Consider the following 24,291-nt stretch of genomic DNA (forward strand, 5'->3'; position numbering starts at 1 on the left):
CCGGAGTGTGGAATGACCGAGACCATGTCGCGGACCGGAGGCGGCTTGCCCGATCCGGCCCATGAAATCGCCGAGGCGATGAGCGGGTTCGTAAGCGAACTCAAAGGCTTCAAGACCGACATTTCCAAATCGCTGCAACAACAGGACGAGCGACTGACCATGCTGGACCGCAAGACGATGACCTGGGGCCGTCCGGCCCTTTCGACGGGCGCCGAGATGGAGGCCCCGCATCAGAAGGCCTTCAACGCCTATCTGCGTTCGGGCGACGACGACGGCCTGCGCGGCCTGTCGCTGGAGGGCAAGGCCATGACGACCGCCGTGGCGGCGGATGGCGGCTATCTCGTCGATCCGCAGACGGCGGACACGATCCGCTCGATGCTGGTCTCCACCTCGTCGATCCGGTCGATCGCGAATGTGGTGAATGTGGAGGCGACTTCCTACGACGTGCTGATCGACCGTTCGGAGGTGGGTTCGGGCTGGTCGAACGAGACGACGAGCCTGACCGAAGCCACGACCCCGGCGATCGAGCGCATCTCCATCCGCCTGCACGAATTGTCGGCGATGCCGAAGGCCAGCCAGCGGCTGCTGGACGACAGCGCCTTCGATGTCGAAGGCTGGCTGGCGGGCAAGATCGCAACGCGCTTCATGCGGGCGGAATCGGCGGCCTTCGTGACGGGCGACGGCGTGGACAAGCCCACGGGCTTCCTGACGGCAGCGAAGGTCGCGAATACGAGCTGGGCTTGGGGCAGCCTTGGCTATGTCACCTCGGGGGCGGCGTCGGACTTCGCCTCCACCAGCCCGGCCGATTGCATCGTGAACCTCGTCTATGCGCTGCAATCGCAGTACCGCGCGAATGCGAGCTTCGTGATGAACTCCAAGACCGCGGGCGCGGTGCGCAAGATGAAGGATGCCGATGGCCGCTTTCTGTGGTCGGACGGGCTGGCGGCGGGGCAGCCGGCGCATCTGATGGGCTATCCGGTGCTGATCTGCGAGGACATGCCCGACATCGCCGCCAACGCCTATGCCGTCGCCTTCGGTGATTTCACCGCCGGTTACACCATCGCCGAACGCCCGGATCTGCGGCTGCTGCGCGATCCCTTCTCGGCCAAGCCGCATGTGCTGTTCTACGCCACCAAGCGCGTCGGCGGCGCCGTCACCGACTATGCGGCGATCAAGCTGCTGAAATTCGCCACCTCCTGATCGGGGTGACGGATCGGGCGCCGCCCTGCGGATATTCCGGCCGCTTCCCGCCCGCGCGGCGCGGGGCGGCGCCCCCAGACAGAGGAGTTGCGATGAACCTGACCGAGGACATTCCCGTCGCGCCGGAGGCGCTGCCGATCGCGGCGCTGCGGGCGCATCTGAAGCTGCCGGCCGGTTTCGACGATGACGGCGTGCCGGAGGCGCTGCTGGAGCAGTATCTGCGCGCCGCCATCGCCGTGATCGAGGGGCGGACCGGCAAGGCGCTGATCGCCCGCGGCTTTCGCCTGAACGCGCCGGAGGGGGCGCCGGGCGGGGTTCTGGTGCTGCCGCTGGCGCCGGTCACCGCCGCCGAGGGGGGCGGCACCCTGCGCCCCGATGCGCACCGCCCCCGGCTGGAGGGGCTGCCCCCCGGCCCGCTCGCGATTACGCTGACCGCGGGCTTCGGCCCGTGGGAGGCGGTTCCCCCCGATCTGGCGCAGGCCGTGATCCTGCTGGCGGCCGAGTATTTCGAGATGCGCGACGAAGGCGCGCTGCGAGTGGCCGGATTGCCGGTGCGGGTGGCGGCGCTGCTGGACCGCTGGCGCCCGGTGCGCCTGCTGCGGGGGGCGGGCCGATGCGCATGAACCGCCCCCTGACCCTCGAGACGCCGATGGATCTGCCCGACGGCATGGGCGGGGTCCGCCGGCAGTGGCGCGCGCTGGGCCGCCTATGGGGGGATGTGAGCGCGGGCACCGTGCGCGAGGTGTCCGGCGTCTATCGCGTGTCGGTGCGGGTCCGGGTGCGGGCCGTGCCCGAGGGCAGCGCCAGCCGCCCGATGCGCGGGCAGCGCCTGCGGGACGGCACGCGCGCCTTCCGCATCCGCGCCGTCACCGACGAGGGCGAGAACCTGATCTGCCATGCGGAGGAGGAGACATGAGTTACGGCACCGCAGCCGCGCTTCAGGCGGCGATCCACGGGCAGCTGATGGCGGCGCTGGACGTGCCCGTGCTGGACGACGCCCCGGACGGAGAGCCGGGCACATGGGTGCTGATCGGCCCCGAGGAGGCGCGCGACCGTTCGGACAAGACCGGGCCGGGGGCCGAGCATCGCCTCGTGCTGAGCGTGATGTCCGATGCCGAAGGGTTCGAACGGGCCAAGGGCGTTGCCGGCGCGATCTGCGACGCGCTGGCCCGGCCGATGCAGATGACGCGGGGCCGGATCGCGGCCCTGTGGTTCGACCGCGCGGTGGCGCGGCGTCTGGATGCCGGACGCACCCGCCGCATCGACATGACCTTCCGTGCGAGGGTCGAGGATCAAGGAGACGCGTGATGGCCGTTCAGAACGGAAAAGACCTGCTGATCAAGCTGGACATGACGGGCGACGGGCAGTTCGAGACGATCGCGGGCCTGCGCGCCACGCGCATCAGCTTCAACGCCGAAACGGTGGATGTGACCAGCCTCGAAAGTCAGGGGGGCTGGCGCGAGCTTCTGGGCGGGGCGGGCGTCCGCTCGGCCTCGCTCTCGGGGTCGGGGGTGTTCCGGGACGCGGCGACGGATGAGCGTGCGCGGCAGGTGTTCTTTGCGGGCGAGACCCCGCGCTTTCAGGTGATCATCCCCGATTTCGGCATCGTGGAGGGCATCTTCATGATCACCGCGATCGAATATGCCGGCAGCCACAACGGCGAGGCGACGTATGAGCTGACGCTCGCCTCGGCCGGGGCGCTGAACTTCACGGCGCTGGCATGAACCCCTTTGCCGGAGAGGTGGCGCTCGGGATCGACGGGCAGCGGCATGTGGCCAAGCTGACGCTCGGCGCGCTGGCCGAACTGGAGGCCGCGCTGGAGGCGGGCGGGCTCATCGCGCTGATCCAGCGGTTCGAGGAGGGGCGGTTCAGCACGCGCGATGTGCTGGCGGTGGTGGTGGCGGGCCTGCGCGGCGGCGGATGGCGGGGGGAGGCGGCGGACCTGATGCAGGCCGAGATCGCCCCCGCCGAGGCCGCCCGCGCCGCGGCGCAGCTTCTGGCCCGCGCCTTCGCGCTGCCATGATCGACTGGCCGGGCCTGATGCGGGCGGGCCTGTTGGGTCTGGGCCTGCATCCCGATCAGTTCTGGCGCCTGACGCCGCTGGAACTGCGGATCATGCTGGGGGCGGAGGGTTCCGCCCCCCTGACACGCGCGCGGCTGGAGGAACTGGCCCGCGCCTTCCCCGACGACGGAGGGCATCTTGACCGAGATCGATGAGCTTGACGACCAAGTGAGCGCGCTGGAATCCACGCTGGGTTCGGTCACCGGGATGGTGGGCAGCTTCGAGGGCGAGCTGTCGCGGATGCGCGATTCCATGACCCTGACGGGGCGCGAGGCCGACCGGCTGTCGAGCAATATCGGCGGCGATATGCGGCGGGCCTTCGACGGGCTGGTGGTGGGCGGCAACTCGCTGTCCGATACGCTGAAATCGCTGGCCCAGTCGGTCAGCGGGTCCATCTACACCGCCGCGACGAAGCCGGTGGATCAGGCGCTTGGCTCGCTCGTATCGGGGGGGCTGAACGCGCTTCTGGGCGGGGTGACGCCCTTTGCCTCGGGGGGGGCCTTCTCTCAGGGGCGGGTGATGCCGTTCGCCAAAGGCGGGGTCGTATCCTCACCGGTCAATTTCCCGATGCGCGGCGCGACCGGCCTGATGGGAGAGGCGGGGCCGGAGGCGATCATGCCGCTGACCCGCGGCGCCGACGGGCGGCTGGGCGTGCAGTCGCAGGGCGGCAGCAGCGTCAACGTCACCATGCATATCACGACGCCCGACACGCAGGGCTTCCAACGCAGTCAGGGGCAGATCGCGGCGCAGATGAACCGCGCGCTGTCGCGGGGACAGAGGAACCGCTAGATGGCCTTTCACGAGACACGCTTTCCCGCCAACCTGTCCTTCGGATCGGTCGGCGGGCCGCAGCGCAAGACCGACATCGTCACGCTCGCCAACGGCTATGAGGAGCGCAACACCCCTTGGGCGGATTCGCGTCGGTCCTACGATGCGGGGGTGGGGCTGCGGTCCTTGGACGATGTGGAGGCGTTGATCGCCTTCTTCGAGGCGCGCAGCGGGCAGCTTCATGCCTTTCGCTGGAAGGATTGGGCCGATTGCAAATCCTGCCTGCCGTCGGGGACGGTGGGGCCGCTGGATCAGCGGATCGGCCATGGCGACGGGCAGACGACCGAATTCCAGCTGACCAAGACCTACAGTTCGGGCGGGGTGGATTATGTCCGCACCATCGCAAAGCCGGTTGCGGGGACGGTCGTCGTCGCGCTGGCGGGCGATCCGCAGGTGGCCGGTGTCGATTTCGAGGTGGATGCGACGACGGGCCGCGTGCGGTTCGCCGCGCCGCCCGCCAAGGGGGCCGAACTGCGCGCCGGGTTCGAATTCGACGTGCCGGTGCGGTTCGACACCGATCAGATCCAGACCTCCGTGTCCTCGTTCCGGGCGGGAGATGTGCCGACCGTGCCGGTGGTGGAGGTGCGCCTGTGACCCTGAGCGAGCATCTGGCGACGGGCGCCACCACGATCTGCCGCGCTTGGGCGGTGGAACGGTCGGATGGCGCCGTCTTCGGCTTCACCGATCACGACCGCGACCTTGCCTTCGAGGGGGTGAGCTTTCGTGCGAACGGCGCGCTGACGGCGCGTGCGCTGCAACAATCCACGGGCCTGTCCACCGACAACTCCGAGGCGCTGGGCGCGCTGAGCGATGCGGGGATCACCGAGGCGGACATCCTCGCCGGGCGGTTCGACCGGGCCGAGGTGCGGTGCTGGCGCGTGAACTGGGCCGATCCCGAGGCCCGCCGGATGGAATTTCGCGGCGCGCTGGGCGAGATCACCCGTGTCGGCGGTGCCTTCACCGCCGAATTGCGGGGCCTTGCCGAGCTTTTGAACCAGACGCAGGGCCGGGTGTTTCAACGCGGCTGCGGCGCGATCCTCGGGGATGCGGGCTGCGGTGTGGATCTGACGCAGCCCGGTCTCTTTGCGGTCGCGCCCGTGGCCACGATCAGCGAGCGGCGCGTCCTGACCTTTGCCGGTCTGACCGCCTATGACGATCGCTGGTTCGAGCGGGGCCGCCTGCGGGTGCTGACGGGCGCGGCGGCGGGGGTGATCGGCCTCGTGAAGAACGACCGGCTGTCCGGCGCCGCCCGCACGGTGGAACTGTGGGAGGCGATCGGCCCCGCGCTGGAGCCGGGCGACAGCGTCCGCCTCGAAGCCGGCTGCGACCGCCGCGCCGACACCTGCCGCTTGAAGTTCGACAATTTCATCAACTTCCAAGGCTTTCCGCATATTCCGGGCGAGGATTGGCTGGCCTCCTATCCCGTGTCCTCGGGCAGCAATGACGGGGGGAGCCTGTTTTCATGAACGCCGTCGTGACCGAAGCGCGGGCATGGATCGGCACGCCCTATGTGCATCAGGCGGCCTGCCGCGGGGCGGGCACGGATTGCCTTGGCCTCATTCGCGGCGTCTGGCGCGCCCTGATGGGCCACGAGCCGGAGGCCGTGCCCGCCTATACGCAGGACTGGTCCGAACCCTCGGGGGAGGAGGTTCTGATGCAGGCCGCCGGGCGCTGGCTGGTGCCGCGCCCCGCGGGCCCGCCCGATCCGGGCGATGTGCTGCTGTTTCGCATGCGCGATGCGGGCGTGGCCAAGCATCTGGGCATCGTCAGCGGGCCGGACCGCTTCATCCACGCCTATACCGGGCATGGGGTGACGGAAAGTCCGCTCTCTGCCCCTTGGGCGCGCCGGATCGCGGCGCGTTTCGCGTTTCCCGAAAGGATCTGACATGGCGACCCTTCTTCTTGCCTCGGCCGGTGCGGCCGTGGGCGGCGCTTTCGGCGGCGCGGCGCTGGGCCTGTCCGGCGCGGTGATCGGGCGGGCCGTCGGGGCCACGCTGGGACAGGTGATCGACCAGCGCCTTCTGGGGCAGGGCAGCGATGCCGTGGAAACCGGCCAGGTGGAACGTTTCCGCATCATGGGCGCGTCCGAAGGGACCGCCGTGCCGCAGCTTCATGGGCGCAGCCGCATCGCCGGGCAGGTGATCTGGTCCACCCGCTTCCGCGAGGAGAAGAGCACCTCCTCGGGCGGGGGCAAGGGCTCTTCGAAGACCAAGGTCACGCAATACAGCTATTCCGTCAGCCTCGCCATCGCCCTCTGCGAGGGGGAGATCGCCTCGGTCGGTCGCATCTGGGCCGACGGCATCGAAGTCGCGCCCGAGGATCTGAACCTGCGCGTCTATGTCGGCAGCCGCGATCAGCAGCCCGATCCCAAGATCGTGGCGGTGGAGGGCGTGGCCCCCGCCTATCGCGGCATCGCCTATGTCGTGATGGAGGATCTGGCCCTCGCCGATTACGGCAACCGCATTCCGCAATTCAGCTTCGAGGTGCTGCGCCCATCGACCGGGCTGACGGTGCAGGAGGCGGTGCATGCCGTCGCGATGATCCCCGGCACGGGGGAATATGCGCTGGCGACGACGCGGGTGCATGCCAGCAAGGGCCTTGGCACCTATACCGCGCTGAACGTGCATATGGCGTCGGGGCGCTCGGACCTGCAATCCTCGCTGGATCAGATGGCGGAGGAGCTGCCGAATGCCGGCTCGGTCTCGCTCGTCGTGTCGTGGTTCGGCACGGATCTGCGCTGCGGCGACTGCCTCGTGCGGCCGGGGGTGGAGCAGGCGGAGATCGACGGCACCAACATGCCGTGGACGGTGGCGGGGCTGACGCGCAAGGGGGCGGGCCTCGTGCCGCAGGATGGGGGGCGGCCGGTCTATGGCGGCACGCCCTGCGACGCCTCGGTCCGCGAGGCGATCCGCGCCATCCGCGCCAGCGGCCGCGAAGTGATGTTCTATCCCTTCATCCTGATGGAGCAGATGGCGGGCAACACCCTGCCCGACCCTTGGACGGGGCAGGAGGGCCAGCCCGTGCTGCCATGGCGGGGGCGGATCACCACCTCGCGCGCGCCGGGCATCGCAGGCAGCCCCGACCGCAGCGCCGCCGCCGAGGCGGAGGTCGCGGCCTTCTTCGGCACGGCCTCGGTGGGGGATTTCGACGGCACCGCCTATGACGGGCCGCCCGAATGGCGCTATCGCCGGTTCATCCTGCATTACGCGCATCTGTGCGCCGAGGCGGGGGGCGTCGATGCCTTCTGCATCGGATCGGAGATGCGCGCCCTGACCCAAGTGCGCGGCGCGGAGGACAGTTTCCCCGCCGTGGCGGCCCTGCGCCGCCTTGCCGCCGAGGTGCGGGCGATCCTGCCGAAGGCCAAGATCACCTATGCCGCCGATTGGAGCGAGTATTTCGGCTATCACGCCGATGGCGACGTGCATTTCCATCTCGATCCGCTCTGGGCCGATCCGGCGATCGATTTCGTCGGCATCGACAATTACATGCCGCTGTCCGATTGGCGCGACGGGACCGATCACGCGGATGCCTCATGGGGGTCGATCTACGATCTGGATTACCTGACTGCGAATGTCGCGGGCGGCGAGGGGTACGATTGGTACTATGACGGCCCCGAGGGGCTGGCGGCGCAGCGGCGCGTTCCCATCACCGACGGCGCCTATGACGAGCCGTGGGTCTTTCGCTACAAGGACATCCGCAACTGGTGGTCGCAGCCCCATCACGACCGGCGCGGCGGCGTGCGCAGCAGCGAGGCGACGGCTTGGGTGCCCGAATCCAAGCCCATCCGGTTCACCGAATACGGCTGTGCCGCGATCCATCGCGGCACGAACGAGCCGAACAAGTTCCTCGATCCGAAATCTTCGGAATCGGTGCTGCCGCGCGCATCGGACGGGCGGCGGGACGATCTGATGCAGATGCAGTATCTGCGGGCGATGGCGCGGTTCTGGCGGGACGGGGCGAACAATCCGCAATCCTCGGTCTATGACGGGGCCATGGTGGATATGGACCGGGCGCATGTCTGGGCGTGGGATGCGCGGCCCTTCCCGGTCTTTCCGAACCTGACGGACCTGTGGTCGGACGGGGACAACTATCCCCGCGGGCACTGGTTGAACGGGCGTGCCTCGGCGCAGCCGCTGGCTTCGGTGGTGGAGGAGATCTGCGCGCGCTCGGGCGTGACGGCGGTGGAGGTGACGGACCTCTATGGTCTGGTGCGCGGCTATGTCGTGTCCGATACGGGCAGCGCGCGCGCCGCGCTTCAGCCGCTGATGCTGGCCTATGGCTTCGAGGCGATGGAGCGGGACGGCGTTCTGGCCTTTCGCATGCGCGACGGGCAGCCGGCGGCGGTCCTCGACACGGCGCGCCTTGCGATCGGCGATCTCGACGGGATCTTGGAAACCAGCCGCGCCCCCGATGCCGAAACCGCCGGCCATGTGCGCCTCAGCTTCACCGAGGCGGAGGGCAATTACGGCACCCGGCAGGTGGAGGCCGTTTTCCCCGACGAGGCGACGCGGGCCATCTCCTCCAGCGAACTGGCGCTGGTGCTGACGGCCGCCGAGGGTCGCGGCATCGCCGAACGCTGGCTGGCGGAGGCGCGGATCGCCCGCGACACCGCCCGTTTCGCGCTGCCGCCTTCGGCTGATCTGCGGGCGGGCGATGTCGTCACGCTGGAGGGGGCCGATTACCGCATCGACCGGCTGGACAGCGCCGGCGTGCAGATGGCCGAGGCGGTGCGGGTGGAGGCGCAGGTCTATACCCCATCCGACGCGGTGGAGGAGCGGGTGGTGCCGGTCGCCTTCGTGGCGCCGGTGCCGGTGTTCCCGCTGTTCCTCGATCTGCCGCTGCTGAAGGGCGACGAGGTGCCCCATGCGCCGCATCTGGCCGTCACCGCGACCCCGTGGCCGGGGCAGGTCGGCGTCTGGAGCGCGGTGGAGGATGCGGGCTATACCCTCAACCGTTTGGTGGAGTTGGGGGCGGTGATCGGCGTCACGCAATCGGTGCTGGCGCCCGCCGCGCCCGGCCTGTGGGACCGGGGGGAGCCGCTGCGCGTGAAGATGGAGGGGGGAGCCCTGTCCTCGGCGACGGCGCTGCAGGTGCTGAACGGGGCCAATGTCATGGCGATTGGCGATGGCGAGACATGGGAGGTGTTCCAATTCGCCGAGGCGCTGCTGGCGGGCAGCGGGATCTACGATCTGTCGGTGCGGCTGCGCGGGCAGGCCGGGACCGAGGGCGACATTCCCGCCGAGGGTTGGCCCGCAGGCAGCTATGTCGTGCTCATGGACGAGGCGGTGGCGCAGGTGACGCTGTCCGCCGATGCGCGGGATCTGGCGCGGCATTACCGCATCGGGGCGGCCGCGCGCGGCTATGACGATGCGGCCGTGACGCATGAGGTACGGGCCTTCAAGGGGGTTGGGCTGCGCCCCTATGCGCCCTGTCATCTGCGGATGGAGGGCGGCACCCTCGGCTGGGTGCGCCGCACGCGGATCGACGGCGACAGCTGGCAAAGCTACGAGGTGCCGCTGAACGAGACGGCGGAGCAGTACATGGTCCGCGTGATCCGGGAGGACACGATCCTGCACGAGGTGGTGGTGACGGCGCCCGAATGGACCTATGCCGCCGCGGATCGGGCGGCGGATGGGGAAGGGTGCCATGTGGCGGTGGCCCAGATCTCGGACCGGTTCGGGCCGGGGCCTTTCGCCACAATCGCGGTTTGAGGGCGGCCCCTTCGGGGGCCGTTTTCCTGCATCAGAGGATCTGAAGGATCCCGAACCCCATCGCCAGCAGCGCGAGGATGGACAGCGTGCCCGCCATCAGCACCCGCCCGCCCGAACGCAGGACCGAGCGCAGATCGACCGAGAGACCGAGGCCGGCCATCGCGACGAGGGTCAGTGCCTCGGTCGCGCCGCTGATCGTGGGCATGACCATGGGCGGCAGCATCCCGGTGTTGCGCAGCACCGCCATCGCGGCAAAGGCCGGGATGAACCACGGGATCATGGCCGAGATCGGCGCCTTTGCCTGACGGCCCGCCGTCAGGCCCAGCAGCAGCACGACCGGGCCGAGCATCATCACCCGCACCAGTTTCACCAGCGTCGCGATCTGCGTGGCGACGAGGCCCGCCGTCGCGGTCGCGGCCAGCACTTGCGGGACGGCATAGACGCTCATCCCGGCGAGGATGCCGTAATGCCATGCGTCTAGCCCCAGCGCCTGACCCAGCAGCGGCAGCGCCAGCACCACCGCGATCCCGAGCGCGGCCGTGAAGGCGATGGCAGAGGCGACATCCTTCGCCTCGGCCCGCAGGGCGGGGGCGGCGGCGACGATGGCCGAATTGCCGCAGATGGAGTTGCCGCAGGCCACCAGCGCCGCCAGACGCGGCGGCAGGCCCAGCATCCGGCCGATGGCGAAGCTGACCGGAATCGCCACGGCCACCAGAAGCACCACGCTGATCAGGAGTTTCGGACCAAGGCCCGCCAGCGCCGACACGTCGATGCTGGCCCCCAGCAGAACGATCGCGAGTTCCAGAACCCGGTGCGCCGCAAAGCGGATGCCCGGCCCGGCAGCCGCGGGCAGGCCGAAGAGCGTGTGCACCGCCGTCCCGATCAGGATGCAGAAGACCAGCATGTTGCTGGTCCAGCCGCCGATCGTGCTGACCACCCAAGCCGCCGCCACCACCCCGATGCAGGCCATGAGGCCGGGAGAAAGCTGCTTGATTTGGGGCGCGAATGGCATGGTGATCTCCGATCCTGGCTATGAAGAAGATCGTTGTTCCTTCCATAAGAATCCATTGCATAATGCGGCACGTTCCGTGCAGTATTTCTGCATGATGACACTCGACCAGCTTTCCGCCTTCGTCGCCGTCGCCGAGCGCGAGCATGTGACGGAGGCCGCCCATGCGCTGCGGCTGACGCCCTCGGCCGTCAGCGCGGCGATCCGCACGCTGGAGCGGACCTATGGGATCGAACTGTTCCACCGCGTCGGGCGGGGGATCGAACTGACCGAGACGGGCCGCGTCTTTCTGGACGAGGCCCGCGCCGTGCTGGCCCGCGCCCGCGCCGCCGAAATCGCGCTGTCGGATATCGGCGATCTGTCGCGGGGGCGGCTGGAGGTCTGGGCCAGCCAGACCGTCGCGGCCTATTGGTTGCCGCCGGTTCTGATGCGCCTGCACCGCCGCCATCCGGGGCTGGAGCTGCATATGCAGGTCGGGAACACGCAGGCGGTGGTGGACGCCGTGCTGCATGGACGGGCCGAGATCGGCTTCGTCGAGGGGGCGGTCGATCACGGCGCGCTGCATCTGCGGGATGTGGCGCGCGATCAGATGATCGTCGTCTCGGCCCCCGACCATCCGCTGGCCGAGGATCGCCCGGCCCTGCCCGTGCTGGCGCGCGAGGCGTCTTGGGTGCTGCGCGAAGAAGGGTCCGGCACACGGTCGGAGTTCGAGGCGGCGCTGGCGGCCGAAGGGATGGACCCGCGCGAATTGGACATCGTGCTGACCCTGCCCTCGAACGAGGCGGTGCTGTCGGCGGTGCGGGCGGGGCCCGCGCTGACGGCGGTGTCGGCGGCGGCGGCGGCGCCGTTTCTGCGCGCCGGAACGCTGGCAAAGCTGGACGTGGCGCTGCCCGCCCGCACCTTCCGCAGCCTGCGTCACAAGGAGCGGCACGAAAGCCATGCGGCGCGGGCGCTGATGGAGATGGCGCTTACCCCTCCGGCGGCTGGGACAGGGTGATGCCGCCCGCGGCCTCGAGGCGGCGGATGCTTTCGATGATGGCGGTCATCGCCTCCTCGGCCTCGGCCTCGCGCGGGGGCGGGCGGTCGGTGATCTCGTCCTGCAGGGTCTGGGCAAGGCGCTGCGACAAATGGGACAAGAGGAACGCCGCCACCACGGGATCGCCCGCCAGCGCTGTCACGAGGATCGGCTGATCCACCAGCCGCACGATCTTGGGCACATCGGCGGGCAGCACCCGTTCGGGCAGATGCGCGAAGGTGAAGATGGAGCGGCGCACCTCGGCGGAAAAGACCGCATCCTCGGCCTCAAGCCCGGCAAGAACGTCGTCCCTCGTCTGGCTGCGGGCGATGTTCAGGATCGCGCCCACCCGTTCGCCGGGGGCGGCGGCGAAGGCGCGGGGCGGCTCGGCCTCCAGCTGATGGGCGAGGGTCTGGCCGATGCGGCGGACGGTGGCCGGATCCACATCGCCGGTCTGGGACACGGCGAAGGCCACGCGGCGCGCCCGCTGCCCCGGCAGCTTGCCCAGCAGTTCCGCCGCCCGCGCCACGGGCAGCTTCGACAGAACCACGGCCGCCACCTCCGGCGCCTCATCCTCCAGAACGGGAAGGAGTTTGTCGGGGGGCAGGGCGTTCAGGCGTTCCCACGGATCGGCCGGTCCGGCCCCGGCGCGGCGCAGCCGGTGCGCCGCCTCCGAGGAGATATGCCCGTCCATCGCCTTCAGCGCCCCCTCCATCCCGCCGGGGAATGCAAGGCCGACGCCATCGAGTTCGGCCAGAAACTCCGCCACGACGGCCTGAAGCGTGTCGCGATCAACGAGGCGCAGCTGACCCATCTCTTCGGTCAGGTCGGCCTGCATGTCTTCGGGAAGGGCGGAGATGGGGATCGGGCTGCCTTCGGAGACGAGCAGCTTCACGATCACGGCGGCCTTCTGGCGCCGCGACAGGGCGCGCGCGGGGGCGGCAATGCGCACCGCGCGCTGCGCCGGTTGGATCTGTGCCAGTGCCTGAGACATCCTGCCCCCCTTCATCCATCGGGGGCAGGATGCCATGCAGGCATTAACGGCAGGTTAGCCGAAGACGCGCTTGAAGATCGTGTCGACGTGCTTGGTGTGATAGCCGAGGTCGAATTTCTCTTCGATCTCGGCGGGGGACAGGGCCGCCGTCACTTCGGGATCGGCCAGAAGCTCGGTCTTGAAGTCGGCGCCCTGTTCCCAGACCTTCATGGCGTTGCGCTGCACGAGGCGGTAGCTGTCCTCGCGGCTGACGCCGGCCTGCGTCAGGGCCAGAAGCACGCGCTGGCTCATCACGAGGCCGCGGAACTTGTTCATGTTCGCCAGCATGTTGTCCGGATAGATCACCAGCTTTTCGATCACGCCGGCCAGACGGTGCAGCGCGAAATCGAGCGTGATGGTCGTATCCGGGCCGATCGCCCGCTCCACCGAGGAGTGGGAGATGTCCCGCTCGTGCCAGAGGGCCACGTTTTCCAGCGCCGGGATCACCGACATGCGGACCAGACGGGCAAGGCCGGTCAGGTTCTCGGTCAGGACCGGGTTGCGCTTGTGCGGCATCGCCGAGGAGCCTTTCTGGCCGGGTGAGAAGAACTCCTCCGCCTCCAGAACCTCGGTGCGCTGCATGTGCCGGATCTCGATGGCGATGTTCTCGATGCTGCTGGCGACGACGCCCAGCGTGGCGAAGAACATGGCGTGGCGGTCGCGGGGGATGACCTGCGTGCTGATCGGTTCGGGCTTGAGGCCCATCTTCGCGCAGACATGCTCCTCCACCGCCGGGTCGATATTGGCGAAGGTGCCGACGGCGCCGGAGATCGCGCCGGTGCGGATTTCCTCGCGCGCCGCCTCAAGGCGGGTGCGGCCGCGGTCCATCTCGGCGTAGAATCGGGCGAAGGTCAGGCCCATCGTGGTCGGCTCGGCATGGATGCCGTGGCTGCGGCCGATGCGCACCGTGTCCTTATGCTCCAGCGCACGGGTCTTCAGCGCGGCCAGAACGCGGTCCATCCCGGCCAGCAGCAGATCCGCCGCGCGCACCAGTTGCACGTTCAGCGTGGTGTCGAGCACGTCCGAGGAGGTCATCCCCTGATGCACGAAACGCGCATCGTCCGCGCCGACATGTTCGGCAAGGTGGGTCAGGAAGGCGATCACGTCATGCTTGGTGACGGCCTCGATCTCGTCGATGCGGGCAACGTCGAAGGTCACGTCCTTGGCCTTCCAGACGGCGTCGGCATTGGCGCGCGGGATCACGCCCAGATCGGCCTGCGCGTCGCAGGCATGGGCCTCGATCTCGTACCAGATGCGGAACTTCGTCTCGGGCGACCAGATGGCGACCATGTCGGGGCGGGAATAGCGGGGGATCATCGGGGCCTCTCTCTCGCAGCGCGTGGCAGACCCTTACGCGCAAGGCGCCCGCATGGCAACGCCCCCTTGCCCCCGTGCGCGATCCGTGTATAAGGCGGCTTCCTTTCCGCAGTCACGGATAATCGGCGCAGCCTCTCGTGGACGGGTGTGCGGAAAGGTGATCCCGTCCTATGAAATGCGCCCTGAACAGGAGTGCACATGCCGCTTTACGAGCATGTCTTCATCTCGCGTCAGGACCTGTCCAACGCGCAGGCCGAAGGCCTTGTCGAACACTTCTCCACGGTTCTTGCGGATAACGGCGGCAAAGTCGTCGAAAGCGAGTACTGGGGCGTCAAGACGATGGCCTACAAGATCAACAAGAACCGCAAGGGCCATTACGCCCTCCTGCGTTCGGATGCGCCCTCGGCCGCCGTGCAGGAGATGGAGCGTCTGATGCGCCTGCATGACGACGTCATGCGCGTCCTGACCATCAAGGTCGACGCCCATGAAGAAGGTCCGTCCGTGCAGATGCAAAAGCGTGACGAGCGTGAAGGCCGTGGCGACCGCGATTCGCGCGGCGACCGTGGCGGCTTCCGTCGCTGATCTGGAAAAGGACCTGACACATGGCCAACAAACCGTTTTTCCGTCGTCGCAAGGTTGATCCGTTCGGGGGCGACAACGCACCCGCGATCGACTACAAGGACACGCGCACCCTGCAACGCTACATCTCCGAGCGTGGCAAGATCGTGCCCTCGCGCATCACCGCCGTTTCGGCAAAGAACCAGCGCAAGCTGGCGGCAGCGATCAAGCGCGCGCGCTTCCTCGCCCTGCTGCCCTACGCCGTGAAGTGAGGATCCGCTGATGCAAGTTATCCTTCTTGAGCGCGTGGCCAAGCTGGGCCAGATGGGCGAAGTCGTTTCCGTCAAGGACGGCTATGCCCGCAACTACCTGCTGCCGCAGGGCAAGGCGCTGCGCGCCAACGACATGAACATCAAGTCGTTCGAGGCCCGCAAGGCCCAGCTTGAGGCCGAAAACCTCGAGACGCGCAAAGAGGCCGAAGTCGTGGGCGAGAAGCTCGACGGGCAGCAGTTCGTCGTGATCCGTTCCGCGTCCGACTCGGGCGCGCTCTACGGTTCGGTGACGACGCGCGACGTGGCCGATGCCGCGACCGCCAACGGCTTCACCGTGAACCGCGGCCAAGTCGTGCTGGACCGTCCGATCAAGGACCTCGGTCTGCACCCGGTCACGGTCGTTCTGCACCCCGAAGTCGCGGTGAAGGTGTCGATCAACGTCGCACGTTCCGCCGAAGAGGCTGAACTGCAGGCGTCCGGCAAGTCGATCCAAGAACTGGCTGCCGAAGAAGAGGCTGCGGCCGAATTCGAGATCGCCGGCCTGTTCGAAGATCTGGGCGCTGCACAGGACGACGAGGACGAGCGGGACTGACCCCGCCCCATTCGTGACGACACGAAGGCCGCGCCCCACAGGGCGCGGCCTTTTCCGTTCAGGGAACGGTTGTGCCGATCGCGGCGTTGTGCCGCAGTTGTGATGGGAGACATCGGGGCATGGCGCACAAACCGGACAGAACATGGCTTTTGGTGGGCAGTGGCCTGCTGCTGCTGACATTTCTGCGGCCGCGCCCCCCCGCGACGGAGAAGCCAGTGATGCCGACATCGACCACCCGTACCCCCGTATCCGAAACCGATCCGCCCGTGGGCCGCAGCGCCTCCTCTCCGGTGGAGATACCGGCCCGCGGCTGGTGGCAGATCGCCAAACGCGTCATCGGCGCCGTGATGGAGGACCGGGTTCTGGCCGTGGCGGCGGGGATGACCTTCTTCCTGCTGCTGGCCTTCGTGCCCTCGATCACCGCCTTCGTGTCGATCTATGGGCTGTTCGCCGACCGGGCGACGGTGACGAACCACATGGCCCTTCTGGCCGAGGTGCTGCCCGAACAATCGCTGTCGATCGTGAACGATCAGGTCACGCGCATCGCGTCCACGGATGCGACGACGATGACCTTCGCCTCCATCTTCTCGTTGCTGGTGGCGATGTGGTCGGCCAATGGCGGGGTGAAGGCGATGATCGAGGCGCTGAACGTCGCCTATAACGAGCGTGAGAAACGCTCCTACGTCATGCTGAACCTCATCTCGATGACGATGATGATCGGGGGGGTCATCCTCATCCTCGTGATGATCGCGGCGGTGGCGGTGTTGCCGGCGGTGCTGTCCTTCCTGTCGATCGAGACGGGCGGGGGCCAGACCTCGGCGCTGCTGATCCGTTGGCCGGTGATCTTCCTCGTGATGATGGCGACGCTGGCAGGGCTCTACCGCTTCGGGCCGAGCCGCCGTTCGGCGCGCTGGCGCTGGATCAGTCCGGGGGCGGTCTTCGCCTCTGTGGCGCTGGTGATCTTCTCGGTCGCCTTCTCGATCTACGCGTCCAACTTCGCCAATTTCAACGAGACCTATGGCTCGCTCGGCGCGCTGATGGGCCTGCTGATGTGGCTGTGGCTGTCCTCGGTGATCGTGCTGGTCGGCGCTGAGATCAATTCCGAAACGGAGAAGCAGGTCAGCGACGACAGCACCGTCGGACCGGACCGGCCCATGGGCGAACGCGAGGCCCATGCGGCGGATGTGATCGCGCATTGAAAAAGGGGGGCCGCAACGCCCCCCTTCGTCTTAGAAGTCCCAGTCTTCGTCTTCGGTCGCGACGGCCTTGCCGATCACATAGGACGAGCCGGAGCCGGAGAAGAAGTCGTGGTTCTCATCCGAGTTGGGGCTGAGGGCCGCGAGGATCGCCGGGTTCACATCCGTCACGCTCGACGGGAACAGCGCCTCGTAGCCAAGGTTCATCAGCGCCTTGTTCGCGTTGTAGTGCAGGAACTTCTTCACGTCCTCGGACAGGCCGACACCGTCATAGAGCTCTTCGGTATAGGCTTCCTCGATCTCGTAGAGGTCGAACATCATCGCAAAGGCGAAATCCTTGATCTCCGCCCGCTCGGCCTCGGTCAGACGCTCCAGCGCGCGCTGGAACTTGTAGCCGACATAGTAGCCATGCACCGCTTCGTCGCGGATGATCAGACGGATCAGGTCGGCCGTGTTGGTCAGCTTGGCGCGGCTGGACCAGTGCATCGGCAGATAGAAGCCCGAATAGAACATGAAGGATTCGAGGAACACGCTGGCGACCTTGCGGCGCAGCGGATCGGTCGCGCGGTAATGATCCAGCACCAGCCGCGCCTTCTTTTGAAGATGCGGGTTCTCTTCGGCCCAGCGGAAGGCCTCGTCGATGTCCTTCGTCGCGCAGAGCGTGGAGAAGATCGACGAATAGGACCGCGCATGGACCGATTCCATGAAGGCGATGTTGGTCAGCACGGCCTCTTCGTGCTGCGTCACCGCGTCGGGCATCATCGCGATCGCCCCGACCGAGGCCTGCACCGTGTCGAGCATGGTCAGCCCGGTGAAGACGCGGATGGTCAGTTGCTGTTCGTGATCGGTCAGCGTGGCCCAGGACGGGATGTCGTTGGACAGCGGCACCTTTTCCGGCAGCCAGAAGTTCGAGGTCAGCCGGTTCCACACCGTCAGGTCGGTTTCGTCCTGAATGCGGTTCCAGTTGACGGCGCGGGTGGGGGTGCGGCGCAGGGGGGCTTGGGCGTTCATTGCGGGTCCTCTTGGGAAAGAGGCAGCCCCGCAGGACTGCCTTCGGCGTCGTTCCGGGGCAGGCGCAGCGGCCCGCCCGTCGTCAGAGCGTGCAGGACACGCAGCCCTGAACTTCGGTTCCTTCCAGCGCGAGCTGGCGCAGGCGGATGTAGTAGATCGTCTTGATGCCCTTCTTCCACGCATAGATCTGGGCGCGGTTGATGTCGCGTGTGGTGGCGGTGTCCTTGAAGAACAGCGTCAGCGACAGGCCCTGATCCACATGCTCGGTCGCGGCGGCATAGGTGTCGATGATCTTTTCCGGCCCGATCTCGTAGGCGTCCTGATAGTACTCGAGGTTCTCGTTCGACATGAAGGGCGCGGGATAATAGACGCGGCCGATCTTGCCTTCCTTGCGGATCTCGATCTTGGAGACGATCGGGTGGATCGAGGAGGTGGAGTTGTTGATGTAGCTGATCGAGCCGGTCGGCGGCACGGCCTGCAGGTTGCGGTTGTAAAGCCCGCCCGCCATCACCTTGGTCTTCAGATCGGCCCAGTCGGCGCGGGTCGGCAGGGTGATGCCGAACTTCGCGAACAGCGCGGTCACGGTCTCCGTCTCGGGCAGCCAATCCTGCTCGGTGTATTTGTCGAAGAAGGTGCCGTCGGCGTATTTCGATTGCTCGAAGCCCTTGAAGCTTTCCTTCCGCTCCACCGCCAGAAGGTTGGAGGCGCGGATCGCGTGGAAGGCGACGGCCGCGAAATAGGCGCGGGTGAAGTCGATCCCTTCCTCCGAGCCGTACATGATATGCTCGCGTGCGAGGAAGCCGTGCAGGTTCATCTGACCAAGGCCGATCGCGTGCGATTCGTCGTTGCCCCGGCGGATGGACGGAACGCTGTCGATCGCCGACATCACCGACACGGCCGTCAGCGCGCGCACCGCGGTTTCCACCGTGGCGCCGAAATCGGGGCCGTCCATCGTCTTGGCGATGTTGAGCGAGCCGAGGTTGCACGAGATGTCCGTGCCCATATGGCTGTAGGACAGATCGTCGTTGAACTCCGACGCCTCGTTGACCTGCAGGATCTCCGAGCAGAGGTTGGACATGGTGATCCGCCCCGCGATCGGGTTGGCGCGGTTCACCGTGTCCTCGAACATGATGTAGGGATAGCCGCTCTCGAACTGGATCTCGGCGATGATCTGGAAGAAGTCGCGCGCCTTGATCTTCTTTTTCTTGATGCGCGGGTTGTCCACCATCTCACGATACTTCTCGGTGACCGAGATCTCGGAGAAGGGAACGCCGTAAACCTTCTGGATGTCGTGCGGCGAGAAGAGGTACATATCCTCGTTCTTCTTCGCCAGTTCGAAGGTGATGTCGGGAATCACAACGCCCAGCGACAGGGTCTTGATGCGGATCTTCTCGTCCGCATTCTCGCGCTTGGTGTCGAGGAATTTCAGGATGTCGGGGTGGTGGCAGTTCAGATAGACCGCCCCCGCGCCCTGACGCGCCCCCAGCTGGTTGGCATAGGAGAAGCTGTCTTCCAGCAGTTTCATGACCGGGATCACGCCCGAGGACTGGTTCTCGATCCCCTTGATCGGGGCACCGGCCTCGCGCAGGTTGGTCAGCATCAGGGCCACGCCGCCGCCGCGCTTGGACAATTGCAGCGCCGAGTTGATCGACCGGCCGATGGATTCCATGTTGTCTTCGAGCCGCAGCAGGAAGCAGGAGATCAACTCTCCGCGCTGTTTCTTGCCGGCGTTCAGGAAGGTGGGGGTGGCGGGCTGGAAGCGGCCGCCCATGACCTCTTCCATCAGGCGCATGGCCAGCGCCTCGTCGCCTGCGGCCAGCGTCAGGGCCAGCATGCAGACGCGATCCTCGTAGCGTTCGAGGTAGCGTTTGCCGTCCTTCGTCTTCAGCGTGTAGCTGGTGTAGTACTTGAACGCGCCGAGGAAGGTCGGGAAGCGGAACTTGCACGCATAGGCGGCGTCCCAGATCCCGCGGATGAAGGGCCGGGAATACTGGTCCAGCACCTCGGTCTCGTAATAGCCCTCGCGGACGAGATAGCCGAGCTTCTCCTCCAGCGAATGGAAGAACACGGTGTTCTGGTTCACATGCTGCAGGAAATACTGCTTGGCCGCCATGCGGTCGGCGTCGAAGCGGATCTTCCCCTCGCCGTCATAGAGGTTCAGCATCGCGTTCAGCGCGTGATAATCGAGGCCTGCGGGCTCTACGGGGCGGTCGAGTGCCGTGTCCAAAACGTGTCCAATCCTTGTTTCACGCGCGCCACGTCGTCATCGGTCCCGGCCAGCTCGAAGCTGTAGAGCAGGGGGACCTTGCATTTGGCGGCGATGATCTTGCCCGCAAGGGCGAAGTGTTCACCGAAGTTCAGGTTTCCCGAGGCGATCACACCCCGGATCAGGGCGCGGTTCTCCGGGTCGTTGAGAAAGCGGATAACCGGCTTGGCCACCGCCCCCCGTCCTTCGCCGTCCGAATAACTGGGGGTGAGCAGGACGTAAGGCTCGCTCACCCGGATCTCTCCGGCGATGCGGATGGCGGGCAGGCCCAGCCGATCCACGAACCGCCGCGTGTTCCCCGAGCCCGAGCTGTAATAGACCAGCCGGGCCACGGGATCAGGCCAGAGCGCCGATCTTGTCCGGACGGAAGCCCGCCCAGTGATCGTTGCCCGCGATCACGACCGGCGCCTGACGATAGCCGAGGCCGGTCACCAGTTCCATCGCCGCAGCGTCTTCGGACAGGTCGATGATGGTGTAATCGACGCCCTGCTTGTCGAGGGCGCGCTTGGTGGCGTCGCACTGCACGCAGGCGGGTTTGGAGTAAAGCGTCACAGCCATCGTTCTTGTCCCGTTCCAATGGGCCGGGGCACCAGTAACCGCCAAGCGGCCACCGGGTCCGTCACCCGTGGTCATCAAAATGCACGAGGAGCGAAGCGGGCCAGGCACCACAGGATGTGGTGTCGTGGCGGCTGCCCGAAAGACCCTTTTGCCAGTGTTTATTGGCGTTCGGGGCCTTCGCCACATCTACCCCTAGGGGGGTGTCCGTGCCTCGGGGCAAGATATAGCGCCTGCCGATCCGAGTCTCAACGCCGAACTGCACGGCTCGGCAATTTTCCGGTGAGCGTTTCTGTGTGCCGTCCTGTGGATAAATCGCGGGCCTCGGGGATTGCCTTTCCGGTCCGTGACTTGCACCCTGACGCCGTTGACACCGGCCCGGTGCCGGACGGCGGAGCGAGCCATGCACGATCATTCCCACGCTGCCCACGAAGCGGGCAACCACCATAACGAAGGGGTGGTGCTGGCCGCCTGCCTACTGACTGCCGCCTTCATGGTGGTGGAGGTGGTGGGCGGCTTTCTGTCCGGCTCTCTCGCGCTGATTGCGGATGCGGGGCATATGCTGACCGATACGGCGGCGCTGGCGCTGGCATGGGCGGGCTTCCGCCTTGGCCGACGTTCGGGCGGGCCGCTGCGCAGCTTCGGCGATCGGCGGCTGGAGGTGCTGGCGGCCTTCGTCAACGCCTGCGTGCTGATCCTGCTGGTCCTGTGGATCCTGTGGGAGGCGGTGCTGCGGCTGCTGCATCCCTCGGACGTTCTGCCGGGGCCGATGCTGGTGGTGGCGCTTCTGGGGCTGGCGGTGAATGGCGCGGTGTTCTGGCTGCTGCATCGGGGCGATACGGATCATGTGAACATCCGCGGGGCGCTGCTGCATGTGGCGGGGGACATGCTCGGCTCGGTCGCGGCGATTCTCGCGGCGGGAATCATCTGGGCGACGGGCTGGGTGGCGGCGGATCCGATCCTGTCGGTACTGCTCTCGGCGCTGATCCTGCGGTCGGGCTGGGCGCTGCTGCGATCCTCGTTCGACATCCTGATGGAGGGCGCGCCCCCCGGCGCCGCCCCCGAACAGGTCCGCGCGCATCTGCGGGCGCTGGCGGGGGTGGAGGATGTGCATCATCTGCATATCTGGCAGATCACCTCGGGGCAGGTGGCGGCGACGCTGCACCTTCGCACCTCGGGGGATGCGCGGGCAGCGGTGCGCCGGGTGAAGCGCGCGCTCGCGCATGATTTTGGCATCGCCCATTCCACCGTTGAGATCGACTGGACCCCCGAGCCGGAACCCTGTGCCTTCGGCACGGCGGAGGGCTGATCGGCTGCGCTGCATGATGGACCACGCCGCCGAGGCATGTTAGCAGGGCGTCGGAACCGGGCCATGGTGGCCCTTGGATTGCAAGAGAGACCAATATGGCCGTCGAACGCACCCTGTCGATCATCAAACCCGATGCGACCCGCCGCAACCTGACCGGCAAGATCAACGCCAAATTCGAGGAAGCGGGCCTGCGCATCGTCGCGCAAAAGCGTCTGCACCTGTCCACGGCGCAGGCCGGCAAATTCTACGAAGTCCACAAAGAGCGCCCCTTCTATGGCGAGCTGGTGGAGTTCATGGCGTCCGAGCCGGTCGTCGTACAGGTTCTGGAAGGCGAGGGCGCCATTGCCAAGAACCGCGAAGTGATGGGCGCGACCAACCCGGCCAACGCCGATGCCGGCACCATCCGCAAGGAGTTCGCTCTTTCGGTCGGCGAGAACTCGGTCCACGGCTCCGACGCGCCGGAAACCGCCAAGGAAGAGATCGCCTTCTTCTTCTCCGGTCTCGAACTGGTCGGCTAATGCCTGTTGGGGCCGCGCAAGTGCTGCGCGGTCCCGCCCCCCGGCCGGTGCCCTGCGCCCGCCGCCCCCCGATCCCCACAGTGCCGAACCGATGCGCGCCGCTGGCCGCTGCCGCGTCATGGGCTCATTTTCGGTATGCAAATGTATGCCGAAGCATGCTGAGGCATGCCCATGCATACCTCCTACTTGTCTTGCAACCCGGTGCTTTCGTGTCTTAACTGCCGCTCCAGTGAGTGAGCACGAGAGGGAGGTCGGCTTTTGAAGATCGGAGCCGCGAAGGAGGTTTTTGCTGGCGAGGCCCGGGTGGCGATGACACCCGAGAGCGCCGCGCAGATCCGCAAACTGGGGCATGAGTGCCTGATCGAGACCGGGGCCGGCGCCAAAGCCGGGTTCACCGACGACGCCTATCGCGCCGCCGGCGTGACCGTGGTCGATGATATTTACGCCGCGGCCGATGTCGTGGTGAAGGTCCGCGGCCCCGAAGAGGAGGAGGTGGCCAAGCTGCGCGAGGGGCAGACCCTCATCAGCTTCTTCTGGCCGGCGCAGAACGCCGAATTGCTGGAGGCGGTCAAGGCCCGCGGCGCGACCGTGGTTGCGATGGACATGGTCCCCCGCATCTCGCGCGCGCAGAAGATGGACGCGCTGTCCTCCATGGCCAACATCGCCGGCTACCGCGCCGTGATCGAGGCGGGCAACAACTTCCCCCGCTTCTTCACCGGGCAGGTGACGGCGGCGGGCAAGGTGCCGCCGGCCAAGGTGCTGATCGTGGGCGCGGGCGTGGCAGGTCTTGCCGCGATCGGCACCTCCACGAGCCTTGGCGCGATCACCTATGCCTTCGACGTGCGGCCCGAAGTGGCTGAGCAGATCGAATCGATGGGCGCGGAATTCGTCTATCTCGATTTCGAGGAGGCGCAGACCGACGGCGCGGCGACGGGCGGCTATGCGGCCCCCTCCAGCCCGGAGTTCCGCGATGCGCAGCTGAAGAAGTTCCGCGAACTCGCCCCCGAGATGGACATCGTCATCACCACGGCGCTGATCCCCGGCCGTCCGGCCCCGGTCCTGTGGACCCGCGACATGGTGGAGGCCATGAAGCCCGGCTCCGTGATCGTGGACCTTGCGGCCGAACGCGGCGGCAACTGCGAGCTGACCGTCCCGGACGAGAAGATCGTGACCGATGGCGGCGTGACGATCGTCGGCTATACCGACTTCCCCAGCCGCATGGCGACGCAGTCCTCGACGCTTTATTCCAACAATATCCGTCACATGCTGTCCGATCTTACACCGGGCAAGGACGGCGTCATCAACCATGACATGGACGATGACGTGATCCGCACGGCGACCGCGACGCATGAGGGGGAGATCACCTTCCCGCCGCCGCCGCTGAAGATCCAAGCCATCGCCGCGCAGAAACCGCGCGAAAAGGTCAAGGAACCGACCGCCGAAGAAAAGCGCGCCACCGAGGTCCTGCGCTTCCGTCAGCAGACCAAGACGCAGGTCGGCCTTCTGGTCGCGGCGACGGTTCTGCTCTTGGTGGTGGGCGCCGTCGCACCGGCCAGCTTCATGGCGCATTTCGTCGTCTTCGTACTGGCCTGCTTCATCGGTTTCCAAGTGATCTGGGCGGTGTCCCATTCGCTGCACACGCCGCTGATGGCGGTCACGAACGCGGTGTCGGGGATCATCATCCTCGGTTCCTTGGTGCAGATCGGGGCGGGCGGCTTCCTCGTGGTGCTGCTGTCCTTCGTGGCGATCCTCATCGCCTCCATCAACATCGTCGGGGGCTTCCTCGTGACGCGGCGCATGCTCGCCATGTTCCAGAAATCGTAAGGGGGCGGCTTTGGA

Annotated in this window: 27 protein-coding genes; 20 read left to right on the forward strand and 7 right to left on the reverse strand. The window is 67.2% G+C overall.

The window, feature by feature from the left end; all coding sequences use genetic code 11:
* The first annotated feature begins 12 nt into the window (after nt 1-12).
* The 12 genes from GR316_RS01990 (at nt 13) to GR316_RS02045 (ending at nt 9,801) form a co-directional block, all read left to right on the forward strand.
* Nucleotides 13-1,200, forward strand: coding sequence for a phage major capsid protein (locus GR316_RS01990; RefSeq protein ID WP_211784399.1), 1,188 nt, complete (start codon nt 13-15; stop codon nt 1,198-1,200).
* Between the two features lie 92 nt (nt 1,201-1,292).
* A complete protein-coding gene (locus GR316_RS01995) occupies nt 1,293-1,823 on the forward strand; it encodes a head-tail connector protein (protein ID WP_211784400.1) in 531 nt (176 codons plus the stop codon).
* Nucleotides 1,820-2,116, forward strand: a complete 297-nt coding sequence (locus GR316_RS02000; protein WP_313796679.1) for a phage head completion protein — start codon at nt 1,820-1,822, stop codon at nt 2,114-2,116. The genes GR316_RS01995 and GR316_RS02000 overlap by 4 nt, the downstream gene beginning before the upstream one ends.
* Nucleotides 2,113-2,508: a DUF3168 domain-containing protein gene (locus GR316_RS02005; protein ID WP_211784402.1), complete on the forward strand. Its 396-nt coding sequence runs from the start codon at nt 2,113-2,115 to the stop codon at nt 2,506-2,508. Before GR316_RS02000 ends, GR316_RS02005 begins: the two co-directional genes overlap by 4 nt.
* Entirely contained in the window at nt 2,508-2,924 is a 417-nt protein-coding gene (locus GR316_RS02010; protein ID WP_211784403.1) for a phage major tail protein, TP901-1 family, read from the forward strand. Before GR316_RS02005 ends, GR316_RS02010 begins: the two co-directional genes overlap by 1 nt.
* Nucleotides 2,921-3,223 carry a GTA-gp10 family protein gene (locus tag GR316_RS02015; protein ID WP_211784404.1) on the forward strand — a complete coding sequence of 101 codons (303 nt, stop codon included), beginning with the start codon at nt 2,921-2,923 and terminating at the stop codon, nt 3,221-3,223. The genes GR316_RS02010 and GR316_RS02015 overlap by 4 nt, the downstream gene beginning before the upstream one ends.
* Entirely contained in the window at nt 3,220-3,417 is a 198-nt protein-coding gene (locus GR316_RS02020; protein WP_211784405.1) for a rcc01693 family protein, read from the forward strand. The genes GR316_RS02015 and GR316_RS02020 overlap by 4 nt, the downstream gene beginning before the upstream one ends.
* On the forward strand, nt 3,401-4,051 hold the full coding sequence (locus GR316_RS02025) for a phage tail tape measure protein (RefSeq protein WP_211784406.1): 651 nt from the start codon (nt 3,401-3,403) through the stop codon (nt 4,049-4,051). Before GR316_RS02020 ends, GR316_RS02025 begins: the two co-directional genes overlap by 17 nt.
* Nucleotides 4,052-4,684 (forward strand): DUF2460 domain-containing protein, encoded by a 633-nt coding sequence (locus GR316_RS02030; RefSeq protein WP_211784407.1) that lies wholly within the window; start codon nt 4,052-4,054, stop codon nt 4,682-4,684. It begins immediately after the preceding gene.
* Entirely contained in the window at nt 4,681-5,556 is an 876-nt protein-coding gene (locus GR316_RS02035) for a DUF2163 domain-containing protein (RefSeq protein WP_211784408.1), read from the forward strand. Before GR316_RS02030 ends, GR316_RS02035 begins: the two co-directional genes overlap by 4 nt.
* On the forward strand, nt 5,553-5,975 hold the full coding sequence (locus GR316_RS02040) for an NlpC/P60 family protein (protein ID WP_211784409.1): 423 nt from the start codon (nt 5,553-5,555) through the stop codon (nt 5,973-5,975). The genes GR316_RS02035 and GR316_RS02040 overlap by 4 nt, the downstream gene beginning before the upstream one ends.
* Nucleotide 5,976: 1 nt before the next feature.
* Nucleotides 5,977-9,801 (forward strand): baseplate multidomain protein megatron, encoded by a 3,825-nt coding sequence (locus GR316_RS02045; RefSeq protein WP_211784410.1) that lies wholly within the window; start codon nt 5,977-5,979, stop codon nt 9,799-9,801.
* A 31-nt stretch (nt 9,802-9,832) separates the two neighbouring features.
* Here GR316_RS02045 and GR316_RS02050 read toward each other — a convergent pair whose 3' ends face one another.
* Nucleotides 9,833-10,813 carry a YeiH family protein gene (locus GR316_RS02050; RefSeq protein ID WP_211784411.1) on the reverse strand — a complete coding sequence of 327 codons (981 nt, stop codon included), beginning with the start codon at nt 10,811-10,813 and terminating at the stop codon, nt 9,833-9,835.
* A 91-nt stretch (nt 10,814-10,904) separates the two neighbouring features.
* On the opposite strand from GR316_RS02050, the gene GR316_RS02055 reads away from it, so the two are divergent.
* Nucleotides 10,905-11,807, forward strand: a complete 903-nt coding sequence (locus GR316_RS02055; RefSeq protein WP_249218792.1) for a LysR family transcriptional regulator — start codon at nt 10,905-10,907, stop codon at nt 11,805-11,807.
* Here GR316_RS02055 and GR316_RS02060 read toward each other — a convergent pair.
* Nucleotides 11,779-12,819, reverse strand: a complete 1,041-nt coding sequence (locus GR316_RS02060; RefSeq protein WP_211784412.1) for a FliG C-terminal domain-containing protein — start codon at nt 12,817-12,819, stop codon at nt 11,779-11,781. The two genes, GR316_RS02055 and GR316_RS02060, sit on opposite strands and share 29 nt — an antisense overlap.
* Nucleotides 12,820-12,873: 54 nt before the next feature.
* Nucleotides 12,874-14,175, reverse strand: a complete 1,302-nt coding sequence (gene purB, locus GR316_RS02065; RefSeq protein WP_211784413.1) for an adenylosuccinate lyase — start codon at nt 14,173-14,175, stop codon at nt 12,874-12,876.
* Between the two features lie 198 nt (nt 14,176-14,373).
* Here purB and rpsF point away from each other — a divergent pair, with 198 nt between their 5' ends.
* The 4 genes from rpsF to GR316_RS02085 all read left to right on the forward strand — a co-directional run bounded on the left by rpsF (nt 14,374) and on the right by GR316_RS02085 (nt 16,796).
* The gene (rpsF, locus tag GR316_RS02070; protein WP_211784414.1) at nt 14,374-14,757 is read left to right on the forward strand and encodes a 30S ribosomal protein S6; all 384 of its coding nucleotides are present in this window, start codon (nt 14,374-14,376) and stop codon (nt 14,755-14,757) included.
* Nucleotides 14,758-14,777: 20 nt separating this feature from the next.
* The gene (gene rpsR, locus GR316_RS02075; protein WP_128253824.1) at nt 14,778-15,005 is read left to right on the forward strand and encodes a 30S ribosomal protein S18; all 228 of its coding nucleotides are present in this window, start codon (nt 14,778-14,780) and stop codon (nt 15,003-15,005) included.
* Between the two features lie 10 nt (nt 15,006-15,015).
* Nucleotides 15,016-15,597 carry a 50S ribosomal protein L9 gene (gene rplI / locus GR316_RS02080; protein WP_211784415.1) on the forward strand — a complete coding sequence of 194 codons (582 nt, stop codon included), beginning with the start codon at nt 15,016-15,018 and terminating at the stop codon, nt 15,595-15,597.
* A gap of 218 nt (nt 15,598-15,815) precedes the next feature.
* Entirely contained in the window at nt 15,816-16,796 is a 981-nt protein-coding gene (locus tag GR316_RS02085; RefSeq protein ID WP_211784416.1) for a YihY/virulence factor BrkB family protein, read from the forward strand.
* 30 nt (nt 16,797-16,826) lie between these two features.
* On the opposite strand, the gene nrdF is transcribed toward GR316_RS02085, so the two are convergent.
* From nrdF to nrdH, 4 genes are all read right to left on the reverse strand, one after another.
* Nucleotides 16,827-17,804, reverse strand: coding sequence for a class 1b ribonucleoside-diphosphate reductase subunit beta (nrdF, locus tag GR316_RS02090; protein WP_211784417.1), 978 nt, complete (start codon nt 17,802-17,804; stop codon nt 16,827-16,829).
* A gap of 82 nt (nt 17,805-17,886) precedes the next feature.
* On the reverse strand, nt 17,887-19,968 hold the full coding sequence (nrdE, locus tag GR316_RS02095; RefSeq protein ID WP_211785066.1) for a class 1b ribonucleoside-diphosphate reductase subunit alpha: 2,082 nt from the start codon (nt 19,966-19,968) through the stop codon (nt 17,887-17,889).
* A gap of 35 nt (nt 19,969-20,003) precedes the next feature.
* A complete protein-coding gene (gene nrdI, locus GR316_RS02100; protein WP_211784418.1) occupies nt 20,004-20,402 on the reverse strand; it encodes a class Ib ribonucleoside-diphosphate reductase assembly flavoprotein NrdI in 399 nt (132 codons plus the stop codon).
* 4 nt (nt 20,403-20,406) lie between these two features.
* Nucleotides 20,407-20,628 (reverse strand): glutaredoxin-like protein NrdH, encoded by a 222-nt coding sequence (nrdH, locus tag GR316_RS02105; RefSeq protein WP_211784419.1) that lies wholly within the window; start codon nt 20,626-20,628, stop codon nt 20,407-20,409.
* A 400-nt stretch (nt 20,629-21,028) separates the two neighbouring features.
* On the opposite strand from nrdH, the gene GR316_RS02110 reads away from it, so the two are divergent.
* The 3 genes from GR316_RS02110 (at nt 21,029) to GR316_RS02120 (ending at nt 24,276) form a co-directional block, all read left to right on the forward strand.
* Entirely contained in the window at nt 21,029-21,934 is a 906-nt protein-coding gene (locus GR316_RS02110; RefSeq protein WP_211784420.1) for a cation diffusion facilitator family transporter, read from the forward strand.
* Between the two features lie 95 nt (nt 21,935-22,029).
* Nucleotides 22,030-22,452, forward strand: coding sequence for a nucleoside-diphosphate kinase (gene ndk / locus GR316_RS02115; RefSeq protein ID WP_211784421.1), 423 nt, complete (start codon nt 22,030-22,032; stop codon nt 22,450-22,452).
* Nucleotides 22,453-22,710: 258 nt separating this feature from the next.
* Nucleotides 22,711-24,276 (forward strand): Re/Si-specific NAD(P)(+) transhydrogenase subunit alpha, encoded by a 1,566-nt coding sequence (locus GR316_RS02120; RefSeq protein WP_211784422.1) that lies wholly within the window; start codon nt 22,711-22,713, stop codon nt 24,274-24,276.
* The last annotated feature ends 15 nt before the right edge of the window (nt 24,277-24,291 follow it).

The organism is Falsirhodobacter algicola (genome assembly GCF_018279165.1).
GTDB classification, from domain to species: Bacteria; Pseudomonadota; Alphaproteobacteria; order Rhodobacterales; family Rhodobacteraceae; genus Falsirhodobacter; species Falsirhodobacter algicola.

Coding starts and splice junctions, on each gene's coding strand:
- GR316_RS02030 (WP_211784407.1), top strand. CDS start 4,052: ATGGCCTTTCACGAGACACGCTTTCCCGCCAACCTGTCCTTCGGATCG.
- GR316_RS02020 (WP_211784405.1), top strand. CDS start 3,220: ATGATCGACTGGCCGGGCCTGATGCGGGCGGGCCTGTTGGGTCTGGGC.
- rplI (WP_211784415.1), top strand. CDS start 15,016: ATGCAAGTTATCCTTCTTGAGCGCGTGGCCAAGCTGGGCCAGATGGGC.
- GR316_RS02045 (WP_211784410.1), top strand. CDS start 5,977: ATGGCGACCCTTCTTCTTGCCTCGGCCGGTGCGGCCGTGGGCGGCGCT.
- purB (WP_211784413.1), bottom strand. CDS start 14,175: ATGATCCCCCGCTATTCCCGCCCCGACATGGTCGCCATCTGGTCGCCC.
- GR316_RS02010 (WP_211784403.1), top strand. CDS start 2,508: ATGGCCGTTCAGAACGGAAAAGACCTGCTGATCAAGCTGGACATGACG.
- GR316_RS02040 (WP_211784409.1), top strand. CDS start 5,553: ATGAACGCCGTCGTGACCGAAGCGCGGGCATGGATCGGCACGCCCTAT.
- GR316_RS02085 (WP_211784416.1), top strand. CDS start 15,816: ATGCCGACATCGACCACCCGTACCCCCGTATCCGAAACCGATCCGCCC.
- GR316_RS01995 (WP_211784400.1), top strand. CDS start 1,293: ATGAACCTGACCGAGGACATTCCCGTCGCGCCGGAGGCGCTGCCGATC.
- rpsF (WP_211784414.1), top strand. CDS start 14,374: ATGCCGCTTTACGAGCATGTCTTCATCTCGCGTCAGGACCTGTCCAAC.
- GR316_RS02110 (WP_211784420.1), top strand. CDS start 21,029: ATGCACGATCATTCCCACGCTGCCCACGAAGCGGGCAACCACCATAAC.
- nrdE (WP_211785066.1), bottom strand. CDS start 19,968: ATGCTGAACCTCTATGACGGCGAGGGGAAGATCCGCTTCGACGCCGAC.
- nrdH (WP_211784419.1), bottom strand. CDS start 20,628: ATGGCTGTGACGCTTTACTCCAAACCCGCCTGCGTGCAGTGCGACGCC.
- GR316_RS02050 (WP_211784411.1), bottom strand. CDS start 10,813: ATGCCATTCGCGCCCCAAATCAAGCAGCTTTCTCCCGGCCTCATGGCC.
- GR316_RS02005 (WP_211784402.1), top strand. CDS start 2,113: ATGAGTTACGGCACCGCAGCCGCGCTTCAGGCGGCGATCCACGGGCAG.
- GR316_RS01990 (WP_211784399.1), top strand. CDS start 13: ATGACCGAGACCATGTCGCGGACCGGAGGCGGCTTGCCCGATCCGGCC.
- GR316_RS02060 (WP_211784412.1), bottom strand. CDS start 12,819: ATGTCTCAGGCACTGGCACAGATCCAACCGGCGCAGCGCGCGGTGCGC.
- ndk (WP_211784421.1), top strand. CDS start 22,030: ATGGCCGTCGAACGCACCCTGTCGATCATCAAACCCGATGCGACCCGC.
- rpsR (WP_128253824.1), top strand. CDS start 14,778: ATGGCCAACAAACCGTTTTTCCGTCGTCGCAAGGTTGATCCGTTCGGG.
- GR316_RS02055 (WP_249218792.1), top strand. CDS start 10,905: ATGATGACACTCGACCAGCTTTCCGCCTTCGTCGCCGTCGCCGAGCGC.
- GR316_RS02000 (WP_313796679.1), top strand. CDS start 1,820: ATGAACCGCCCCCTGACCCTCGAGACGCCGATGGATCTGCCCGACGGC.
- nrdF (WP_211784417.1), bottom strand. CDS start 17,804: ATGAACGCCCAAGCCCCCCTGCGCCGCACCCCCACCCGCGCCGTCAAC.
- GR316_RS02015 (WP_211784404.1), top strand. CDS start 2,921: ATGAACCCCTTTGCCGGAGAGGTGGCGCTCGGGATCGACGGGCAGCGG.